This is a genomic window from Actinobaculum sp. 352, from assembly GCF_003957265.1.
Lineage (GTDB): Bacteria > Actinomycetota > Actinomycetes > Actinomycetales > Actinomycetaceae > Asp313.
In genome coordinates this window covers 23,909-44,763 of the sequence record NZ_RQSN01000007.1, presented here as the reverse complement: position 1 = coordinate 44,763, position 20,855 = coordinate 23,909, and the positions used below count along the sequence as shown (strand labels likewise).

Below are 20,855 nucleotides of genomic sequence, written 5' to 3'. Positions count from 1 at the left end.
GTACACGGTCGGCGGCGTCATCCACCACGCGCCTGGACCGCATACCGACTGGGCATCGACGTGAGGCCTTCGTGCACCATTCACCCCGTGGCGGAAGACTTCTTCTCCATGGAAGATGCCTCCCCGGTGCCCAACACGTCTACTCCATCTGCCGTTTCTTGCTCCGTGATGGAAGTGGACGAAGTAGCGTTTTCCGCAGGTTCGGGCGCGGGTTGTGCGCTCGGCGAGTCATTGTTTAAGGGCGTGTTACCGCTGTCCGTTCCGGTGGCGGAAGCCGCAGATTCGACCTCGTTTTCCGCATCGCTGCGAAGCCGACCAACGGACTCGTTCGGCTTCTTACCGGGGCACAGCGAGCCTTGATCCTCCCGTTGGCAGATGAAAACGCGCATGGAACGGCCTTCGACCTGGAAAGTCTGGCCGGGGAGATACTCCTCAGCAGGATCAATGCGTGCTGCGGTGTTAAACACGTTGTTCCAGCGCTTGCCGTACGCGCTGGAGGGAATTGTGAAGGAGAGCGGCTCACTGTCACCGTTGAAAGTGATGAGCACGTCGTCGTCGTAAATCTCCGCTCCGCGGCTGTCCGGCTCTGCAATGGCGGAGCCATTGAGGTACACCATGAGAGAGCGAGCGTAGCCGACGGACCAATCAGAGTCCTGCATTTGCGTGGCATCTGGACGCAACCATTCGACCTCGCCCAGTTTCTCCCGACCGCCGCGGGTCGAGACACCGCTGAGGAAGCGCCGACGTCGAAAAACCGAATGTGCCTTACGGAAGGCAATCAAATGGCGCGTGAAGTCCAGCAAATCGAACTGTGAATCCGTGAGTTTCCAGTCCACCCAAGAAATCTCGTTGTCCTGACAGTAGGTGTTATTGTTGCCATTTTGCGTGCGCCCGATCTCGTCGCCGTGCGCAATCATCGGAACACCCTGTGACAGAAGTAGTGTCGACAAGAAGTTCTTGCGCTGGCGCTCACGTAGTGCGACGATGTCTGGATCGTCGGTCGGTCCTTCGGCACCGCAGTTCCATGAACGATTGTTAGACTCGCCGTCCGCGCCACCTTCACCGTTTGCCTCATTGTGTTTCTCGTTGTAGGAAACGAGGTCATTGAGCGTAAATCCATCGTGTGCGGTGACGAAGTTGATGGAAGCCATGGGCCGTCGGCCGGAGTTCTCGTAGAGGTCGGAAGAACCGGTGAGGCGGAAGGCGAGCTCGGAGAGAACAGATGGCTCCCCGCGCCAGAAGTCACGCACGGTATCTCGATACTTGCCGTTCCACTCCGACCACAGGGGCGGGAAACCGCCGACGTTGTATCCTCCTTCCCCCACGTCCCACGGCTCGGCGATTAGCTTGACCTGCGAGATGAGTGGGTCCTGCTGGATGATGTCGAAGAAGGATGAAAGTTTGTCAACTTCATGCAACTCCCGTGCCAGAGTCGATGCGAGGTCGAAACGGAAGCCGTCTACGTGCATATTGGTGATCCAGTAGCGCAGGGAATCCATGATCAACTGCAAGGTATGGGGCGAGCGCATGTTGAGGGAATTACCGGTACCGGTGGTGTCGAAATAATGCTCCTGGGAACCTTCCACCAACCGGTAATATGCAGCGTTATCAAGTCCTTTGAAGGAGAGGGTAGGGCCCATGTGATTGCCCTCCGCCGTGTGGTTGTACACGACGTCCATAATCACTTCGATCTCGGCTTCATGGAAGGATTTGACCATGGCCTTGAACTCGTCGACCTGGCCGCCCCGAGTGTCGGAGGAAGCGTAGCCGTTGTGCGGGGCGAAGAAACCGATGGTGTTGTAGCCCCAATAGTTGCTCAGCCCCTTCGCTTGCAAACCGGTGTCATTGACGAATTGGTGGCAGGGCATGAGTTCAATGGCGGTAGCGCCGAGTTTCTTCAGGTAGTCGATAATGGCCGGATGGGAGATGCCGGCGTACGTTCCGCGGATATCCTCCGGGATATCGGGGTGGCGCATGGTCATGCCGCGCACATGTGCCTCGTAGATGACGGTGTCGCTGTAATCGTGGGCAGGTGGGCGGTCGTGACCCCAGTCAAAGAACGGGTTGATTACAACGGAGGTCATTGTGTGCCCGAGGGAGTCCTGCTCGTTGCGCTCGCTCGGATTGTTGAAGTTGTAGGAGAAGACGGCCTGACTATCCTCGATATGGCCATCGATGGCCTTCGCATAGGGGTCGAGCAGCAACTTGGAGGGGTCGCAACGCAGCCCGGACGCGGGGTCATAGGGGCCGTGTACCCGGTAGCCGTAGCGCTGACCGGGACGGACACCGGGCAGATAGCAGTGCCATACGCCGCCGTCGACCTCGCGTAGTTCGACGATTGTCTGTTGATCGGCATCGTCAAGAAGGCAGAGGTCCATCTTTGTGGCCACCGACGAGAAAACGGCGAAGTTCGTCCCCGTCCCATCGAAGGTCGCGCCAAGAGGGTAAGAGTGTCCAGGCCAGATTTGCATACGCATATTCTCCCACCTCCTTGGCCAGGATGTGTGGATCTCCCTCATATCCCCGTGTCCTGCAGTGATATGGGGGCAGTACCGTGAGCCGGATCTGACATGTGTGTGAGGTTGTCCAGATCCGTTCGAGGTGGGGCGGGCGCCAGACAAGGCTCTGGCCGGACGTCTTGGGTCATCCACTGCCGAGACGTGGGTTTTCCATCCATGCGCCTTTGGCGTCTGGGCAATCGAGCGTTCGCCAAGGGCAGTTGGCGTTTGTTCCCTGCGCCTTGGCGTCAAGGTCTAGCGCCACGGCACTCGCCAAAGGCCTCCGCTTTCCGGGTTTTCCACGGTTCTGCGCGAAAAGCGCGGAGTTTAGGGGATGGGCGGAGAACTGGCGGAGACGGGATTGGTGGCCTAAAGACCGGATTGGTCGGCGAAGGGCAGGGGATGGACCAGAGTATTCGGCCCTGTTTCGCTTGGGAACTAGTGGCCCAAAGCGTGAGGGCGTGCTGGGCCTGGTTGACCTGTACGCTCAAGGCTGCCCAGTGCTGCAGAGCGGGGGCGGTGATAACCACGCCGCCAGATTTCATCTGCGTGCTTGCCAGTGTCCGAGAGCATGAGGGGCGGTGATGAGCATTTGGCATCGCAGAGATGTCAAATGCAGCACAGGCATGTACCCATATGGGTATGTATCGTGGGCGATACTGGGTTCGAACCAGTGACCTCTTCGGTGTGAACGAAGCGCTCTACCACTGAGCTAATCGCCCGCGCACTGACAGTGCTTCATGAGGATAGCCCGGGCGGCCTCTCGAGTGCAAAACGACGTAGCGTGGGATGTGCCTCATGTCGGTGAGTTGGACATTGGGGGGTGAAGGTCGCTATATTGGACAAGCGCCGCTCGGGTCGCTGTGTGAAACGAAGCGGGTGCGATGCGGATGTGGCTCAGTTGGTAGAGCATCACCTTGCCAAGGTGAGGGTCGCGGGTTCGAGTCCCGTCATCCGCTCGGAGGAATGACAGTCTTTCTGTTCTGTCAATCCGCACGGTGGGTTGGCCGAGAGGCGAGGCAACGGCCTGCAAAGCCGTGTACACGGGTTCGAATCCCGTACCCACCTCGCAAGGGCGATTGGCGCAGCGGGAGCGCGCTTCCCTGACACGGAAGAGGTCACTGGTTCGAACCCAGTATCGCCCACCAACTGTGGCTCACATTGTTAAAGCAGCACTTCTGAGTTAATGCAACGCCTCTTTATGACACTTGCGCTCATTTGACTGAGATACGGGTGGTGCAGAAGAATCGACTACTGTCAGCCTTCGCTACTTCAGGTTCTGCTCACATGGGGTTCGGATGTGGCGAAGAAACAGCTACCGGTCGGCAGTCGTGGTGACTCACATGTTCCGTAGCAGGGCGCTCACGCATAGCGATGTGCGTCTGTGTACAGGAGTCTTGGTCAGTGTGACGCGTCGGCATATGAGAGGTTTTGATGAGTATCGCAGATGACGCCGCGCAGTTGAGCCAGGACGAATGGCAGTGGGTGAACGCACAGCTTGGCGCGGTTTCCGCCGGGGGTGTTCAATTGCAACCGGAGACGGGACTGGCGAAGAAGAGATTCATTGCGTTTTCGTCCGCCTACGCCTTGTTTTTCGTTTTCTTCCTCGTGATTTACCTAACGGCTGGTCGTGACTCAGTCTCGCCAGTTGTTCTTATCGGTGTTGCAGTGGTACTGGGCTTGCTTGAACTCCTGATGGTATACAACTACCGGAAGGAAAAAGCGCCGCGTCTTTTGGTGCTGACTCCGGCAGGTATTGAGTATTTCGAGACGAAGAAGGGACAGCTGACACGGCAGTGGAGTTATCGCTGGTGTGACCTGTCCGGTGTGGAAGTTAAAACCGTCACCGTCCCGCGAGGTAACGGACGTACGACGACGCGGGAAGTCGGTACGGCACTATACCTGCACGATGGCAACGAGGTCGTTTTCCACGATCTGGTTTATGGCGGCAACTATCGTTCGGGAAGGGTGCTGGTAGCCGAAGCACATCAGCGGTTCTTCGAGACTTCCAAGACGCTGCCGATGTAGGAGTACAGTGCTGTTGATCAGCCGACGACTCCCGCTGACCAGCTGGGATATTCGACGCAGCATCCATGTTTGGCATGTAGCACCCTTAGACGGTTTGACCTCCTACGGCCAGTGGCGAACACAGTGCGGCGGAATGTCGCCGAAGTGACCGCAGCGCAATTCCGCGAGTCTATAACGCCCTTTTTGCGGTCCGCGTCCACCATCCTCAGTGTTCCAAAACGAGAGTTTGGCGCCGAGAGAGGGGATTGGCACCCGGTCATATGGCGGATGACCAGGCAGTCAGCCGGAGGATTTGTGTACTTGCCGTGCCGACTACGGCTACATGATTGTGCTTATGGCGTCTCCGGCAGTTGCATATGTGCTCGAAGAGTAAGCACTCTCTGGGTAAGATGAGCTAATGCGTGCCTTCGTATGTGCGCACCTGACGCAAAGGAGAATAAACGTGCCCGTGATCGTGATCGATGGTAAGTCAACTTCGGTAGGGGAGAAGACGACCGGCAAAGACCTGTATTCCGAGCAGCGCAATATCATCGCGTTGCGTATAGACGGTGTTCTGCGCGATCTGACCACGGAGCTTTCCGATTTGCCGGAGGGGGCGGTTGTCGAAGGTGTGGATATTTCCTCGCCGGATGGCCTGGGGATCCTGCGCCATTCCTGTACGCATGTGATGGCACAGGCCGTGCAAGGCATCTTCCCGGATGTGAATCTCGGAATTGGTCCGTTCGTCACTGACGGCTTCTACTATGACTTCGGCAATATCGATGCGGTGACTCCGGAGATGCTGCGCGAGATCGAAAAGCGGATGAAGCGCATCGTCAAGGAGGGGCAGACCTTCCGCCGCCGCGTCCTCAGTGAAGAAGAGGCGCGCACAGAACTAGTGGCGCAGCCCTACAAGTTGGAACTGATTGCTACCAAAGGGAGCGGCGCAGAAGGGGCATCCGTGGAGGTGGGCGGTACAGAGCTCACCATTTACGACAATGTGCGCCGCGATGGCACCGTCGCGTGGAGCGACCTATGCCGCGGTCCCCACCTTCCCTCCACTCGCTTGATCGGCAACGGCTTCGCGCTGACAAAGTCCTCGGCCGCATACTGGAAGGGAAACCAAGCCAACGACCAGCTCCAGCGGATTTACGGCACCGCATGGGCATCCAGAGAGGATCTTCTCGCCTACCAAGAGCGAATCAAGGATGCCGAACGACGGGACCACCGTCGGTTGGGGTCCGAGCTTGACCTTTTCTCCTTCCCGGAGGAGATCGGCCCCGGCTTGGCGCTCTTCCACCCCAAAGGCGGTATCCTGCGGCATGTTATTGAGTCATACGTACGGCAGCGCCATTTGGAGGAAGGATTCGACTTCGTCCATACTCCGGAGATTTCCAAGGGAGGTCTCTTCCATACCTCGGGCCATCTGCCCTACTATGCGGACACCATGTTCCCGCCGATGCAGGTCGACGAGGAACGCGACGACGCCGGAAATATCACCCGGGCGGGCCAGGAGTACTATCTCAAGGCCATGAATTGCCCGATGCACAATCTCATTTTCCGCTCGCGGGGACGCTCCTACCGGGAGCTTCCGCTGCGCTTCTTTGAAATGGGCCATGACTACCGGTATGAGAAGTCCGGTGTTGTACACGGCCTCACACGCATGCGTGGGTTCACTATGGATGACTCGCATACGTACTGCACCCCGGAGCAGGCCAAGGATGAGATCACCAAGCTGCTCAACTTCTTCCTCGGTATTCTGCAGGACTTTGGACTGACCGATTTCTATCTGGAGCTTTCCACACGCAGCGACGACGACAAGAAGAAAGACAAATTCATCGGCTCGGACGAGGACTGGGCGGTGGCGACGCAAATCTTGGAAGAAGCATGCGCCTCCACCGGCCTAGATCTGGTGCCCGACCCGGGCGGTGCGGCGTTCTACGGCCCGAAGATTTCAGTGCAGGCCAAGGACGCCATTGGCCGTACCTGGCAGATGTCCACCGTACAGTACGACTTCAACCAGCCGGAGCGCTTCGATCTGGAATACACCGCCTCTGATGGATCGCATCGCCGTCCGGTGATGATCCATTGTGCCAAGTTGGGTGCAGTGGAGCGGTTCATTGGCGTGTTAACGGAGCATTACGCGGGAGCGTTCCCAACGTGGCTGGCTCCGGTGCAGGCACGGCTGGTACCGGTGGCGGACGCCTTCGATTCCTACTGCGACGACGTCGCAGGGAAATTGCGCGCGGCCGGAATCCGCGTCGAGGTGGATCATAGCGACGACCGCTTCGGAAAAAAGATCCGTAACGCCGCCAAGGACAAGATTCCCTTCACCATCATCGCGGGCGGTGACGATGTCGCCGCCGGAGCGGTGTCGTTCCGTTATCGCGATGGCACGCAGGAGAACGGCATCCCGGTGGATGACGCCGTCGCCCACATCTCGGATGTCATCGCCTGCCGTGTCAACGAGCCCGAGCGGGAGCATCTCTACCCGGCGGAGCGGGCGGAGGAATAGCATCATGCCGCTGCCAGCACGGCTCATGAGAACGATGGCACCGCACGCCGACCAGCGATACCTGGAAGCATCGAGAGTAAATCGCCCGACGGGAGTAACAGAATGCTGAGCCGTTCCGGTCGTCCGCTTGCCCAGGTCCTTTTTGGACCGATAGCCCGGCTGTGCGTCAAGGCGCATATCAGTGCCGACGCCGTGACGATCACGGGCACGCTGGCAGGTGTCGCAGTCGCGCTGACTCTGGTTCCCCTTGATCATTTGACGGCTGCCGCCCTGACGATCACCGTGCTCGTGATTTTCGACAATCTTGACGGCCAGATTGCCCGGCTGACGGGGACGTCGTCATCGTGGGGAGCATTTCTTGACTCGACGCTGGACAGAGTATCCGATGCGGCAATTCTCAGCGGGGTGCTGATCTGGGCCTACCGTTGGTGTGATCCGCGCTACGCGCTGTGGACGATGGTCGGCGCCTTGGGAGCGTTGTGCTTGGGAAGTGTTGTGCCATACGCGCGTGCCCGCGCCGAAGGCCTGGGTATGACGGCGTCGGTCGGATTGGCCGAGCGTGCTGATCGGCTGACCATCACCCTAGTTGCCATGCTGCTAGTTGGGATGGAGCTTGGCGATATCATCATGACCATTGCCATGTGGATTCTCTTCATCGCGGCACTGATCACCGTGATACAGCGAATGGTGGTCGTGTATCGGCAGGCTCACTCGAGCGAGGCGAGAACATCGTGAATCCGGTCCGCATGTTCGCTTTCGCACAGGCGGCCGTCAATCGCCTGCCCGAGGCAGCAGGCCGGGGCCTCTTTAACGTCATAGGCACTGTGGTGGGGCTTTCCAATCAGGGGGGTGTACGCCAGCTACGCAGGAATCAGGCGCGTCTGCAACCCGGGATGAATCGGTGGCAGGCACGACGGTTGTCCGCACGTGCCATGCGTTCTTATATGCGCTACTATTACGAGGTTTTCCGACTCGGCAAGCTGAACGAGAAGCAAATTCTCGCTCGCGTGCGTGTTAGCAACGACGCCGCATTACGGGCAGAGTTTGCGGCGGGCCGTTCCGTCACGGCAGCACTGACACACGCCGGAAACTGGGATCTGGCGGGCGCCTGGTCGAATATGGACTTGGCGGAGGTGCATACCATTGCGGAGAAGCTTGAACCGCCGGAGTTGGCGGAGGGCTTTTACGAGTTTCGCCGCTCACTGGGAATGACGATCTACCAGCTTGTCAAAGGTGGAGGAGCGTTGCGCTCGCTGGCGCGCGATATGGAGGAAACTGTTTGTCTCACACCGATTTTGGCGGATCGTGATCTGACCGCCTCAGGAATCGAGGTCCAACTGGCGGGACACGCCATGCTGGTCGCAGCCGGGCCAGCACTGTTGGCCCAACGCACCGGCGTTCCGATTTACCCGATTTTCACCCGGTATGAGAAGCTAAGGGGGCAGCGGCGGCGCGAGGCGGGAACCCGTTGGGGACTGCGGATTGATGTGGCCGACGCGGTGTACGCCCGCACCACTGTGCAGTCTTCCCCGCGGGAGCGGGAAGCGGACCTGCGGCGCATGAGTCAAGAATGGGTGACAGAACTCGAACCTTTCCTGCGCGAGTATCTTGTCGACTGGCACATGCTGCAGAAGGTTTTCGTCTCCGACCTCGACCCGGAGCGACTGGCGCGAGCCCGGGCACGCGCACAGGAACTCGGACGGGCACCCACGGCGGAAACAAACGCCGTGCCGGGCACACCCATCAACACCGAGAAGGAGTCGCCCGAACATATCCGAACCAGTGGCTCGGAAACGGAAGAATCGAGATCTTCTAGCAAGGAAGAATGATGCGCATAGGTATCGCCTGCCCGTACTCGTGGGACGTTCCAGGAGGAGTCCAGTTCCATATCCGCGATCTGGCGGCGGAGCTGATTCGGCGCGGCCATGATGTGCGGGTGATAGCACCGGCGGAGGATACCGATGCGCTTCCTGACTTCGCCAGTTCGACGGGATCAGCCATCGCCATCCCGTACAACGGCTCAGTGGCGCGACTTTCCTTCGGCCCGCGTGTGAACCGTGCGGTGCGGGCCTGGTTACGTGAGGGGGAGTTTGATGTCCTGCATGTTCATGAGCCCTTCGTGCCCTCGGTCTCCATGTTGGCGTTGATGAGTGCCAGTTGTCCGGTTGTCTCCACCTTCCACACGGCGATGGACCGTTCGCGGGCTCTGGAGCTCGGAACGCCGATGCTGCGGCCATTTCTGGAGAAGATTCAGGCCCGGATCGCGGTATCGCAGGAGGCGCGGCGGACCGCAGTGCAGTACCTGGGTGGTGACGCATATGTGATTCCAAACGGCGTATACACCACGGATTTTGAGAAGGCTGCACGGGACGAGCGGTTCACTGGTGCAATCGGACGGCCCACCCTCGGCTTTCTCGGGCGGCTTGACGAGCCGCGCAAGGGTCTGCCCGTGGTCGCCGGGGCTTTTCACGCCATTCGGGAACAATTCCCGGGTGTACGCCTGTTCGTGGCCGGCCGGGGGGATATCGAAGAGGCCCGTGCCTCCTTCGGTGCCGATGCCGATGCGGTGGAATTCCTCGGTGGAGTCTCAGATGAGGACAAAGCAGCCCTGCTTTCCAGTGTGGACATCTACCTTGCGCCGAACACCGGCGGTGAGTCATTCGGCATCATTCTTATCGAGGCCATGAGTGCCGGTAGCTTCGTCGTCGCCTCCGATATTCCCGCTTTTCGGGCGGTGCTGGGAGGCGGAAGCTTAGGCGATCAGTTCGCCAACGGCGACTCTGCGGCGCTGGCCGCAACCATTGCGGAGGCCTTACGAGACCCGGAGCGCCGCGCCGCGACGGTCCAGCGCGCTCGCGCCGAAGCGCATCGTTATGACTGGTCAACCGTTGCATCGCAGGTATATGCGGTGTACGAGACAGCAGTACGCACCGCTAGGTTGGAGGTTGATGAGTGAGCGCTCCATGGTGGATTGCCCTGGTTCTTCTTCTGTTCGTTTTATCCATGGTTGCCGTCGTCGTCGCGCGTCGTATTGATCGGCTGCACCGCCAAGTACTCCGCTCACGGCGTGCACTTGAGTATGCCCTCACTGCCCGTGCACAGTATGCCCACGATTTCGCCGTGAATGGTGCGCTCGATATGGCGGGAGCAGTCCTCCTTGCAGATGCGGCGGATACCTGCCTGCGGGAAGGCATGCTACCGATTGTCGACGACGGTTTAGACGTGCTTCTTCCTGTGACGCCGCCCGAGTCCCCGGGAGATCGGCGCTCGCTCGAATCAGATTTGTCTCGTACACTACGGCTAACGGTCGACGAGATGGACCCGGAGGAGAAAACCGGTGCTGGAAGCCTCGTGGAGAGGCTGGAGCGGGCGCGCCTCGACGTGCGCATGACTCGCTCCTTCCATAACTCCCATGTGGACCAGATCCGGCGCCTACGCCGTAATCCACTGGCCCGGTTGTTCCATCTGGCTGGGAATGCTCCGCTTCCCGTCACCGTTGACATTGACGACGAGTAAGCGCCGACAGCACGCAATAGATGATGAGTGACACATGAGTAGTAATTTCAACCCCTACCCGGCCCGGTCCGGCACCAACAGTCAGAGTGGTCCGTGGGGGGCGGCACCTGTGCAAGGTGGATACTACGCCCCGCCAGCAAGTTCCGAGTTCCTCACGGGAAACAACGGCGTCGGCTATTCGGCCACGGCGTTCGCTGCGGGAACAGGTCTGGCATTGGATGGCACGCGACCTCCGAGCAATATCGACGAGATCAGTCAAAAGGAGCCTCGCTGGCACGCTCCGCGCGGGAACAAGATAGCGCTGCATATCAGTGTCGGAATCATTGTGTGCGCCGGGTTAGCCGGTTTTGTTTACTTGTTGCCGACCCTGAACCAGGCGGGAGCAACACGCACTGCAACATTCGCAGTGATGGCGCTTATGCCGGTTGTGGTGATATCCGCCATTGTCGCCTGGATCGACCGCTGGGAACGTGAGCCGGTGGGCATCTATGTAGCTGCCTTCGCCTGGGGGGCGGGCATTGCTACGGCGTTGACAATCGTGTTCTCGAACACCGGAACCTACTTCAACTGGCTGTACCGCCCCGGCGATACAGCACAAAGCTTTGATGAGCGCGCTGCGGTATTCGGTGCACCCTTGATGGAAGAGGCCTGTAAGGGACTCGGCGTAGTCTTCATGGTGTTGATCTTCCACAAGCACGTTAACGGTGCAGTGGACGGTCTCGTATACGGAATGCTGGTCGGGCTCGGTTTCGCCTTTACCGAGAACATTCTCTACTTCACCTCCGCGTACACCGAGGCGCTGAACTCCGGAGCCTCCACTAGCGAAGCATTTGGCTACGTCGAGGAAGTCTTCCAGATACGTGCCATTCTGAACCCCTTCGTTCACCCGATAGCGACGGGTTTCACCGGATTATCCCTGGGAATAGGGACAACGATGCGATTCCGCCCCTTCGTCATTCCCGTTACTCTTGTCGGGTATGCCATCGCGGTGCTGCTGCATGGGCTGCACAACTACTCGGCGGTACTCAACATGTCGGATGGGGAAAGACTGGTGTACCAAATCCCAATCTATGCGGCGACTCTCACGGTGATCCTTATCGCGCGCAGCTCCGAACGACGGCATGTGCTAGCTGCGTTACGTGAGTACGAGAGTGCCGGATGGTTTACTCCCAACGAACTCTCAATGATCCAGACCCTCTCCAATCGACGGGCTGCTACCGAATGGGCCGCCGTGGCTGTTGGACGCAGCGGTGGGAACCCGGCGCAAGGCCGCGATGCGATGAAGTTGTTCCAGAAGGAGATGATCCAACTCGGCTATGCCAGATCCGGCCAGCTGCGACGTGGCACGGCAAACAGGCTGGAGAATCGCGTGGAGGAAGAAAACCGATTGAGCCTTCTGAGCGATCTGCGCCTAGTGTTCACCGGTCAAACTAGACAGGCTGCCGCTGGAGCCTACATAGGGACATTCGGGTATGCATGAGGCTGAGCAGGCGCACGCACCCGACGCCCGCACGGATACACAATCCCGCACGGAGTGGATTCCGGACGTTGACGGGATCCCAAGCCGGGAGGCGGCTCGTGTGCTTGTTATCGACCCAGATAACCGCGTGTTACTCATTCGTGGCCACGATATGGACCGGCCCAACTTCCGATGGTGGTTCACTGTTGGCGGTGGTATTCAAGGCCAGTCGCGGCGAGAGGGAGCGGTGCGTGAGCTGTACGAGGAGACCGGTCTGCGCGCTCAGGCGCAGCGTCTTATCGGTCCTGTGCTCTATCGTCGGGCAGTCCTCAAATTCACGCGCGGTGTGCAGCGGCAGAACGAGTACTTCTTCCTGCTGCGAGTCACGGCTGCCGAGGCGAGTAGCGTCGTCGCCGGAAAGGAACTCAGTGCACTGGAACAGGAGCTGCTCGACGAATACCGCTGGTGGGATGTGAGCACAATTGAGGAGGCCGAACGAGCTGGAGAGATCTTCTATCCGGTCGGCTTAGGAGCGCTGGTGCGGGGCTGGATCAACGGCTGGGATGGGATGTGCGATGTTATCGACGAGAATGACACCACCGAGGAGGATGTGGAGTAGAAGGTCGAGACGGCCGACGAGACGTAGTTCCTTCCCGCCGAAAATGCCCCTGCGCAAACCTCCACCTGCGCAAAGGCATAACCCCGGCAGGGGAGAACTGACACGGCGCATACGGCACGGTGAAATGTACGGTGCCGCGAACTCGTTAGAATGAGTAATGGAGAAGTCATCAAGTCCAAGGAGAATCTGTGTCCGGACATTCGAAGTGGGCGACCACGAAGCATAAGAAGGCTGCCATTGATGCCAAACGCGGCAAGCTTTTCGCTCGGCTCATTAAGAACATCGAGGTAGCTGCCCGCATCGGCGGTGGTGACCCTGCCGGTAACCCGACACTTTACGATGCGATTCAGAAAGCGAAGAAGAACTCGGTTCCCGCCGACAACATTGATCGAGCGGTCAAGCGTGGATCGGGTGAGGGCAGTGACGCGGTGAATTACGAGTCGATCACCTACGAAGGCTACGCATCGGGTGGAGTGGCCGTTCTCATCGAATGCCTCACTGACAATCGGAACCGTGCGGCATCGGAGGTGCGAACCGCTCTGACGCGCAACGGTGGACAGCTCGCCGATCCCGGGTCGGTGTCGTACTTATTCACTCGCAAGGGCGTTGTTGAGGTTTCCAAGGCCGACTCACTGTCAGAGGACGATATTCTGACGGCCGTCCTGGATGCTGGGGCAGAGGACGTCGTTGACGAGGGCGAAAGCTATTCGGTGGAGAGTGAACCCAACGACGTCGTCGCGGTGCGTATGGCATTGCAGGACGCCGGTATCGACTACAACTCTGCCGAGGTGCAGTTCGTGCCATCGATGAAGGTGGAGGTCGACAAGGAAGGGGCGCAAAAGGTGTTGCGCGTACTCGACGCACTCGATGAGTGCGACGACGTACAGAACGTGTACTCCAATGTCGACATCTCCGACGAGATTCTGGCCGAACTGGATGCGGAGTAGGGGCTGCTGATCCTGCGCAGTGTCACGTATACATCCACAACGGTGAGGGCTGGCACATGTGCCAGCCCTTCGCCGTGCCTCCTACCGACTTTCGGCTGGGCGACGATAGGTTAAAGACATGAGGATTCTCGGCGTGGACCCGGGTCTGACACGCTGTGGCGTCGGGGTTGTCGACTGCGACAGCGGTAGACGCGTCAGCCTGGTCGATATGCGGGTGGTGCGCTCCCATCCGGAGATGGCACCCCATAAGCGCCTCCTCATCATTGCGCAGGGAATCGATGAGGCATTGGGAATCTTTCGCCCCGATGTTGTCGCGGTGGAGCGCGTGTTCTCCCAGGCCAATGTTCGTTCGGTCACGGGGACGGCACAGGTCGCGGGCATTGTGATGCTGGCCGCCGCACGAGCTAATCTTCCTATCGGATTGCATAGCCCTTCAGAGGTGAAGGCCGCCGTGTCGGGGAATGGTCGCGCCGAGAAACGGCAGGTGCAGCTCATGGTGCAACGAATTCTTGGTATGAAGGAGTTTCCACGGCCTGCCGACGCCGCCGACGCGCTTGCGATCGCCATCACGCAGGCGTGGCGTGGGGGAGCCGCATCACTGGACGCGGAGCCGGATCGCATGCAGCATGGCGGTGCCGGCACACTGCCACGGGCAAGTGGCGGTGACCTCACGCCCGCGCAGCGCATGTGGGCCGGTGCCGAACGGATGTCACGCCGTCACGGGGCCGTGGCACCAAGTGTGCGACGCGGTTCCTAGTGGGTGTTGCTTGGGTTTCGGCATGTTAAGCTACTTCAAACAGATGTTCGAATAGGGGGCCGGATGATCGCAACGGTACGTGGGAAAGTGCTTGCTGTGAAGGCGGCCGTCGCCATTATCGAGGTAGGCGGCATCGGCTTGACTATCCGTGCCACGGCGGCAACGTTGGCGAAACTGCGCGAAGGGGTCGAGGCCTTCTTGCATACAACCTTGGTGGTGCGTGAGGACTCTCTGACGCTGTACGGCTTCGATGAGGCGGAGGAGCGAGACACCTTCGAAGTGTTGCAAGGCGTTTCTGGCATAGGCCCGCGTACAGGCCTCGCCATATTGAGCGTGCACACCCCGGACGCCCTCCGGCGTGCAGTCGGAGCACGCGATGCGAAGGCGTTGCAGCGCGTGCCGGGGATCGGCGCGAAGGGCGCGCAGCGCCTGCTGCTCGAACTGGATAAGAAACTTGGACCTGCGCGCGGAGAGACGGCGGCGGGCAGTGCGATGGACGGCGCGGATGTCATTGAGGCACTCACCGGCCTCGGATGGCCCGAGAGGGACGCCTATGTGGCTTTCGATGCGGTTCGCCAGGAGCAGGCCGGAGCCGATACGGCCACCTTGCTGCGCGCCTGCCTACAATTCCTTGGAGCGAGGAAATAGTCAATGCTGGAAGACGATGGCTTGGTCAATCCGCAAGCTGGTGACTCTGAACGGGCCGCCGAAGCTGCACTCCGTCCGCACCAGCTTGCCGAGTTTGTTGGGCAGGAGAAGGTACGCACGCAGTTGTCCTTGGTGTTGGAGGCGGCCATCGGTCGGGGAAAAACACCTGATCACGTCCTGCTGGCCGGTCCGCCCGGCTTGGGAAAGACGACGCTTGCCATGATTATCGCCAATGAGGCAGGTGGCGCGCTGCGCCTAACGTCGGGCCCGGCGATACAACATACGGGAGACTTAGCCGCAGTGCTCTCCTCGATGCAGGAGGGCGACGTCCTTTTCATCGATGAGATACACAGACTGGCCCGCACCGCTGAAGAGATGCTCTACCTGGCCATGGAAGACTTTCGTGTTGACGTCATGGTGGGGAAGGGGCCCGGTGCTACCTCAATTCCGTTACCACTGCCGCCGTTCACGGTTGTGGGGGCGACGACGCGGGCGGGCCTCCTGCCCGCTCCGCTGCGTGACCGTTTCGGTTTTACCGGATACCTGGAGTATTACGCGGAGCAGGACTTGAGCACTATTGTGCGGCGAAACGCGGTGAAGCTGAACGTGGAACTTACCGCCGACGCAGCGCGGGAGATAGCTTCCCGTTCGCGCGGGACGCCGCGTATCGCCAATAGGCTGCTGCGGCGTGTGCAGGATTGGGCGCAGGTTCGCGGGACGGGCATTCTCGATCTGGAGGCGGCGCGTGCGGCGCTTGACATGTTCGAGGTGGACAAGCGTGGACTGGACCGTTTGGACCGTGGCGTGCTGGAGGCGTTGTGCAAGCGTTTCGGAGGAGGGCCGGTAGGACTGACCACCTTGGCGGTGTCGGTTGGAGAGGAGCCTGAAACCGTTGAGACAGTTGCCGAGCCCTACCTGGTACGGGAGGGTTTCCTCGTACGAACACCGCGGGGGCGGGCGGCGACGGCGCTGGCATGGAGTCATCTCGGGCTAACCCCACCGCCGCTCAACGACACGCTGTTCGGATAGCAGTACGGCGCGCCACAGGGAACAACGGAACGGTATTGTTGCTGGTCGTGGTTCTGTGGGAAGACTACCGCAGCACCCTAGCAGGGCGCTTAGCTAAACGTGATCAAGGACACGGCTTGCGTGCGGCTTCGTAGGAACCCGGGTGTGGCGAGTACACTAGCGGCGTATGTGTCTGCCCGGAACCGGGTCGGCTCTTATACGCAAGACCGCCCTACGGTGACTGGGCCTACGATAAAGGAGACCACGTGCCACCCGAACTGATGCTGCTCGTCATCTTCCTGCCCTTCATTCTGATGGTCTGGTGGATGAGTCGCTCGAGCAAGAAGATGCGCGAGCGTATGGCCAATGAACGAGACGCTGCTATTCAAGTAGGAGCGAACGTTGTCACAACATCCGGTTTCTACGGCACAATCGTGGATATCGACGGGGATGCAATCACGCTGCAGTCCCCCGATGGGCATGAGTCGGTGTGGATCCGCACGGCGATAAGCGGCGCCTCCGATCTGCCGTTGGCATCCTCTGGGGATGAAACTGTCGAGGACGCCGACCTTGCGGACGGCCTGCAAGACACCGATGAGTCCATCGGAGTTGTGGCCGAGTCCGCCGCAGAGGAAACCGATGTCCCCAGCCGCAGCGACGATGAGAGCACTTCGGCTCTCTGATTAGGTCCACGACGTAGTAACCAGCTCTGAAAGAAATACGAACAATATGGCTTCGCACCGCAGTGAGCGAGCCGCGGTAACTCCGTGGCGGCGGCTCATCCTTCTTATTGTGCTCGTCATCGCTCTTCTTGCTGCCCTCATAGTCGGCACCGTGACAACGCACAAGTCGAAATGGGTTCCCGAGTTCGCGCTTGACCTGGAAGGCGGTACCCAGATCATTCTGACCCCGGTGACAACTGACGGGTCGACGGTCACGCAGGAAGACGTCAACCAGGCCATTGAGATTATCCGGCAGCGTATTGATGCATCTGGCGTGGCAGAAGCAGAAATCACGTCGCAGGGTGGGCAGAACATCGTCGTCGGTATTCCGGGGACCCCGTCCCAGGAGACGCTGGACCTGGTCCGTACCTCCGCCGTCATGCGTATGCGGCCGGTACTGCAAATGGTGAATCCGACGGATTTGCGGCCGGATACTGTCTCGCAGGGGTCCGAAGGCTCCGACGACGCCGCCTCGCAGGCAACGGTCGATGGGGCAACGTCTGAGGCAACGGTTGACGCGGAAACTGGTACGGGCGAGGATACAGCGGTCGACGGCTCCGACGCGGATGCGGCAGATGATGCCGCAGCGCAAGGTAGCGAATCTGACAGCACTCAGGCTGCAACGTCCGACGCCACGTCAGGGGAAGCCACGGCCGATGCCACGCCTTCCGTGCAGGCAACATACAGCGCGGAGGAGCTCGAGGAACAGGCCAAGGCTCTGGCAGACACTGACGGCGACGGTCAGCTTTCCGATGAGCCCGCTACAACGCCGGAGAACCCCTCAGATCCGGCATGGATTACCGAGCAGGTGCTCTACCAGTCCTATCTGTTGGACTGCACAGACCCGAGTGCCCACGTGTCGGCCGAGTCCGATGATCCGGATAAGGCGATGGTGGCCTGCGATCACGACACCGGTGCGAAGTACATCCTCGGCCCGGCGGAGATTGAGGGAACCGAGCTCTCGCGTGCTGCCTCCGGTTTCGACACGGAGAAGGGCAGCTGGGTTGTTAACATCAACTTCAATTCGTCGGGTGCCGACACCTTCACCGAGGTGACAACACGGCTTATCAGTCTTGAATCGCCACGCGATCTCTTCGCCATCACACTCGACGGCAACATCATCACGGCAGCGCGGCCAGAGGGTGTTATCTCCGGTGGTAACGCGCAGATCTCCGGTTCTGGGTTCACATCGGAGTCCACGACGACCCTGGCGAATCAACTGAATTTCGGATCGCTACCGTTGAGCTTCGAGGTGCAGTCCGAGGAACAGATTTCGGCCACGCTCGGCTCCGAATCATTGCAGGCAGGTCTGTTGGCGGGTCTGATCGGCATCGTCCTCATCGTTATCTACCTACTCTGGCAGTATCACGGTTTGGGTCTTGTCGCCATTGGATCTATTGCTCTGGCAACCGGACTGTCTTATTTGATCGTCTGTCTGTTGTCCTGGACCATCGGATACCGGTTGTCACTGGCCGGCGTCGTCGGACTCATTATCTCCATCGGCATTACCGCTGACTCCTTCATTGTGTTCTTCGAGCGAATCCGCGACGAAATTCGCGACGGTCGTTCGCTGCGGGTTGCCGTCCATCGTGGCTGGCATCGCGCCAAGCGCACGATTATCGTGGCCGACAGCGTCAACCTGGTATGCGCGCTGGTGCTGTACTTCCTCGCGGTGGGTTCGGTGCGTGGTTTCGCCTTCACTCTCGGCCTGACCACCATCCTCGACCTGGTGATTGTCACCATGTTCACCTACCCGGTGATGATGTTGCTGGTTCGCACCAAGTTCTTCGGGCAGGGACGCCGCTTCTCTGGTATGGATCCGGTCGCGCTGGGCGGCGAACCACTGTACCGGGGAGCGGGCTCCTTCTCGGATAGGCCTCGTTCACGGCGTCGCGCCCAGGCGGAAGAGGCCACTACGGCGGAAACGGGGTCCGCACGTCGGAAGAAGAAGTCGGATCAGGCGCCACTCGACGCGGCCGACGCCGGAACCAGGCGCGCCCAAGCCGGTAGTTCCGAGCCGGATCGGTCCACGGCAGGTGAAGAGGCCGCCACTGAGGAAGAGGATTCCGCAGTGGAGGGCTCCGAAGGCCGCGCTGCTTCCGAAACAGTCGATGTCGCAGCGCAGACGGCCAAGGCGGCGACATCCGATGAGGAGCGCCAGGTGAACGAAGAAGCGGCAGCGGAGGATCCGGAAATGGTCGGACTGTCGCTGGCCCAGCGGCGTGCGCTGCAACGCCGTCGTGCTCGCGAAACGGCTGCGGCGGTTTCTAACGACGGTGCAATAACCGGCGGTGGTACATCTGCCGACTCGAAAGAGGAGAATGTGTGATGTCTTTGGCCTCCTGGGGAAACGATCTCTACCGTGGCGATAAGTCCTTCGACATTGTCGGCAAGCGGAAGATCTGGTTTACCATCGCCGGCGTGGCGGTACTGTTGTCCATTGTTGCCGTGTGCGTCAAAGGGCTGAATCTGGGCATCGAATTTACGGGCGGTTCGCAGTTCACCGTGTCGAATGCGACGACGACGGAGCAGCAACTCGCTTCGGATGTGCTCGCGGAATACACCGCAGGAACTGATGTGCGGGTGGTTCAAGTTGGTGACTCCACGTTGCGTATTCAGACCTCGGATAAGGAACTCACCAACGCGCGGACCGAGCAGATCCGCACCCGGTTGGCGGAAGCTTATGGCGTTGACACATCCGATGTGACATCCACCTATATCGGACCTACATGGGGCCAGAACATTTCTGTGAAGGCCCTCCAAGGATTCGTAGTGTTCATCCTTCTTGTTGCGGTGGGCCTGACCCTGTATTTCCGCAGTTGGCGCAACGCGGTGGGTGCGATTCTTGCCCTGTTCCACGATTTAGCCGTGACGGTGGGGGTCTACTGTCTATGCGGATTCGAGGTCACACCCTCCACGGTGATCGGCCTGTTAACGATTCTGGGTTATTCGCTCTACGACACGGTCGTGGTCTTCGACAAGGTTCGCGAAAACACGGCAAAACTGACCGTGCAGACGAGCTACACCTTCGCGGAGTCCACTAACCTCGCCGTGAATCAGACTCTGATCCGTTCGATCAACACATCCGTCACATCTATTCTGCCGATCGCCTCTATCCTTTTCATCGGAGTATTTCTTCTCGGTGCGGGGACGCTGCGTGATCTGGCATTGGTCATGTTCGTCGGTCTGATTCTGTCGACCGTGTCATCGATCTTCGTCGCCTCGCCGTTGGCTGTAACCCTGATGGAGCGTAGCCCGGAGATTCGGGACCATACGGAGAGAGTGCTCGCGGCACGCTCGGCACGGTTGGAGGAGCGCGACGCACGTGTCGCTGCCGGAGAGGATGTCGGAGATGAATACGACGACGCGCTCAACCCGACACATGGCATGATTCGAGTGTCTGGACAACATCTCGGTGTTGGAGCACAACCCAAGCGTAAGAGCAGGAGCAAGAAGTGACCCACGATAACGGCTTTTCTCCGGAGTTCACAGCACTCGTTGAATCCCACCTGCGTGAGGTGGAGGACTTTCCCAATCCAGGAGTCCTGTTTCGCGATATTACGCCCTTGATCGCCGATCCCAAGGCGTTTGCAGAACTGATCCGCGTGCTCGCTGATCGCTACCGCGGACAGGTTGATTCGGTCGCGGGCCTTGAGTCGCGCGGTTTTATTCTCGGCGCTCCGCTCGCGGTGAGCATGGGGGTCGGTATGCTCACTGTCCGGAAGGCGGGCAAGCTCCCTGGCCCGGTGGTTGGGGTCGATTATTCGCTTGAGTATGGATCGGCGCGTATGGAGCTGCAGCCTTTCACTGTCGCACCGGGGCAGCGTGTGCTGGTGATTGATGATGTGCTTGCCACGGGAGGAACGGCGAATGCCGCCTTCGAGCTTATCGAGCAGGCGGGAGGCATTCCGGTGGGACTATGCGTATTGATTGAACTGACCGCGTTGGGTGGTCGGCGCAAGTTGGAGAATCGGCGTATCGACTCGGTCTTGTCCTACTGAGTGAGGTTACATCCAATAGACTCGCACGTGTTGGTGGATTCAGTTCAGTGTCCCAGGTGGTGGGGCGCCAGCGAGGCGGTGGGATGCCAGCGAGCCAGCGGCCGTTGAGCGGCAATCGCTGACGGTAAAGCGCATTGGTACCTCCCGGCGGCTATCAT

Annotated in this window: 17 protein-coding genes and 4 tRNA genes; 19 read left to right on the top strand and 2 right to left on the bottom strand. The window is 59.7% G+C overall.

Going from position 1 to position 20,855, the window contains the following annotated elements:
• Nucleotides 1-80 precede the first annotated feature (80 nt).
• Together glgX and EKN07_RS08305 are read right to left on the bottom strand one after the other, a co-directional pair.
• Complete coding sequence (gene glgX / locus EKN07_RS08310) at nucleotides 81-2,471, bottom strand: glycogen debranching protein GlgX (protein ID WP_108716678.1); 2,391 nt, start codon at nucleotides 2,469-2,471, stop codon at nucleotides 81-83.
• Between the two features lie 677 nt (nucleotides 2,472-3,148).
• Nucleotides 3,149-3,220, bottom strand: a tRNA-Val gene (locus EKN07_RS08305).
• A gap of 164 nt (nucleotides 3,221-3,384) precedes the next feature.
• Between EKN07_RS08305 and EKN07_RS08300 the strand changes: the two genes are divergently transcribed.
• From EKN07_RS08300 to EKN07_RS08210, 19 genes are all read left to right on the top strand, one after another.
• A tRNA-Gly gene (locus EKN07_RS08300) sits at nucleotides 3,385-3,457 on the top strand.
• Between the two features lie 38 nt (nucleotides 3,458-3,495).
• Nucleotides 3,496-3,566: transfer RNA gene (locus EKN07_RS08295), tRNA-Cys, on the top strand.
• A 5-nt stretch (nucleotides 3,567-3,571) separates the two neighbouring features.
• Nucleotides 3,572-3,646, top strand: a tRNA-Val gene (locus EKN07_RS08290).
• Between the two features lie 286 nt (nucleotides 3,647-3,932).
• Nucleotides 3,933-4,526 (top strand): hypothetical protein, encoded by a 594-nt coding sequence (locus EKN07_RS08285; RefSeq protein ID WP_108715715.1) that lies wholly within the window; start codon nucleotides 3,933-3,935, stop codon nucleotides 4,524-4,526.
• Between the two features lie 442 nt (nucleotides 4,527-4,968).
• Nucleotides 4,969-7,020 (top strand): threonine--tRNA ligase, encoded by a 2,052-nt coding sequence (gene thrS, locus EKN07_RS08280; RefSeq protein WP_206435702.1) that lies wholly within the window; start codon nucleotides 4,969-4,971, stop codon nucleotides 7,018-7,020.
• A 102-nt stretch (nucleotides 7,021-7,122) separates the two neighbouring features.
• Complete coding sequence (pgsA, locus tag EKN07_RS08275; protein WP_108715713.1) at nucleotides 7,123-7,755, top strand: phosphatidylinositol phosphate synthase; 633 nt, start codon at nucleotides 7,123-7,125, stop codon at nucleotides 7,753-7,755.
• On the top strand, nucleotides 7,752-8,849 hold the full coding sequence (locus EKN07_RS08270) for a phosphatidylinositol mannoside acyltransferase (RefSeq protein WP_108715712.1): 1,098 nt from the start codon (nucleotides 7,752-7,754) through the stop codon (nucleotides 8,847-8,849). The genes pgsA and EKN07_RS08270 overlap by 4 nt, the downstream gene beginning before the upstream one ends.
• Nucleotides 8,846-9,976, top strand: coding sequence for a glycosyltransferase family 4 protein (locus EKN07_RS08265; RefSeq protein WP_276308069.1), 1,131 nt, complete (start codon nucleotides 8,846-8,848; stop codon nucleotides 9,974-9,976). The genes EKN07_RS08270 and EKN07_RS08265 overlap by 4 nt, the downstream gene beginning before the upstream one ends.
• Nucleotides 9,973-10,536 (top strand): hypothetical protein, encoded by a 564-nt coding sequence (locus tag EKN07_RS08260; RefSeq protein ID WP_108715710.1) that lies wholly within the window; start codon nucleotides 9,973-9,975, stop codon nucleotides 10,534-10,536. Before EKN07_RS08265 ends, EKN07_RS08260 begins: the two co-directional genes overlap by 4 nt.
• 34 nt (nucleotides 10,537-10,570) lie before the next feature.
• Entirely contained in the window at nucleotides 10,571-12,016 is a 1,446-nt protein-coding gene (locus tag EKN07_RS08255; protein ID WP_108715709.1) for a PrsW family intramembrane metalloprotease, read from the top strand.
• Nucleotides 12,009-12,614 carry an NUDIX domain-containing protein gene (locus EKN07_RS08250; protein WP_108715708.1) on the top strand — a complete coding sequence of 202 codons (606 nt, stop codon included), beginning with the start codon at nucleotides 12,009-12,011 and terminating at the stop codon, nucleotides 12,612-12,614. The genes EKN07_RS08255 and EKN07_RS08250 overlap by 8 nt, the downstream gene beginning before the upstream one ends.
• Before the next feature lie 188 nt (nucleotides 12,615-12,802).
• Complete coding sequence (locus EKN07_RS08245; protein WP_108715707.1) at nucleotides 12,803-13,561, top strand: YebC/PmpR family DNA-binding transcriptional regulator; 759 nt, start codon at nucleotides 12,803-12,805, stop codon at nucleotides 13,559-13,561.
• A 118-nt stretch (nucleotides 13,562-13,679) separates the two neighbouring features.
• A complete protein-coding gene (ruvC, locus tag EKN07_RS08240; RefSeq protein WP_108715706.1) occupies nucleotides 13,680-14,318 on the top strand; it encodes a crossover junction endodeoxyribonuclease RuvC in 639 nt (212 codons plus the stop codon).
• A gap of 63 nt (nucleotides 14,319-14,381) precedes the next feature.
• A complete protein-coding gene (gene ruvA / locus EKN07_RS08235) occupies nucleotides 14,382-14,966 on the top strand; it encodes a Holliday junction branch migration protein RuvA (protein ID WP_126146147.1) in 585 nt (194 codons plus the stop codon).
• A 3-nt stretch (nucleotides 14,967-14,969) separates the two neighbouring features.
• Nucleotides 14,970-15,995 carry a Holliday junction branch migration DNA helicase RuvB gene (ruvB, locus tag EKN07_RS08230; protein WP_108715704.1) on the top strand — a complete coding sequence of 342 codons (1,026 nt, stop codon included), beginning with the start codon at nucleotides 14,970-14,972 and terminating at the stop codon, nucleotides 15,993-15,995.
• Between the two features lie 245 nt (nucleotides 15,996-16,240).
• Nucleotides 16,241-16,657, top strand: coding sequence for a preprotein translocase subunit YajC (locus EKN07_RS08225; RefSeq protein WP_108715703.1), 417 nt, complete (start codon nucleotides 16,241-16,243; stop codon nucleotides 16,655-16,657).
• Between the two features lie 46 nt (nucleotides 16,658-16,703).
• Entirely contained in the window at nucleotides 16,704-19,025 is a 2,322-nt protein-coding gene (gene secD, locus EKN07_RS08220; RefSeq protein WP_126146146.1) for a protein translocase subunit SecD, read from the top strand.
• On the top strand, nucleotides 19,025-20,155 hold the full coding sequence (gene secF / locus EKN07_RS08215) for a protein translocase subunit SecF (protein WP_108715701.1): 1,131 nt from the start codon (nucleotides 19,025-19,027) through the stop codon (nucleotides 20,153-20,155). The genes secD and secF overlap by 1 nt, the downstream gene beginning before the upstream one ends.
• A complete protein-coding gene (locus tag EKN07_RS08210) occupies nucleotides 20,152-20,697 on the top strand; it encodes an adenine phosphoribosyltransferase (protein WP_108715700.1) in 546 nt (181 codons plus the stop codon). The genes secF and EKN07_RS08210 overlap by 4 nt, the downstream gene beginning before the upstream one ends.
• Nucleotides 20,698-20,855 lie beyond the last annotated feature (158 nt).

Coding starts and splice junctions, on each gene's coding strand:
- EKN07_RS08250 (WP_108715708.1), top strand. CDS start 12,009: ATGCATGAGGCTGAGCAGGCGCACGCACCCGACGCCCGCACGGATACA.
- EKN07_RS08255 (WP_108715709.1), top strand. CDS start 10,571: ATGAGTAGTAATTTCAACCCCTACCCGGCCCGGTCCGGCACCAACAGT.
- secF (WP_108715701.1), top strand. CDS start 19,025: ATGTCTTTGGCCTCCTGGGGAAACGATCTCTACCGTGGCGATAAGTCC.
- ruvA (WP_126146147.1), top strand. CDS start 14,382: ATGATCGCAACGGTACGTGGGAAAGTGCTTGCTGTGAAGGCGGCCGTC.
- EKN07_RS08285 (WP_108715715.1), top strand. CDS start 3,933: ATGAGTATCGCAGATGACGCCGCGCAGTTGAGCCAGGACGAATGGCAG.
- ruvC (WP_108715706.1), top strand. CDS start 13,680: ATGAGGATTCTCGGCGTGGACCCGGGTCTGACACGCTGTGGCGTCGGG.
- ruvB (WP_108715704.1), top strand. CDS start 14,970: ATGCTGGAAGACGATGGCTTGGTCAATCCGCAAGCTGGTGACTCTGAA.
- glgX (WP_108716678.1), bottom strand. CDS start 2,471: ATGCAAATCTGGCCTGGACACTCTTACCCTCTTGGCGCGACCTTCGAT.
- pgsA (WP_108715713.1), top strand. CDS start 7,123: ATGCTGAGCCGTTCCGGTCGTCCGCTTGCCCAGGTCCTTTTTGGACCG.
- secD (WP_126146146.1), top strand. CDS start 16,704: ATGGCTTCGCACCGCAGTGAGCGAGCCGCGGTAACTCCGTGGCGGCGG.
- EKN07_RS08265 (WP_276308069.1), top strand. CDS start 8,846: ATGATGCGCATAGGTATCGCCTGCCCGTACTCGTGGGACGTTCCAGGA.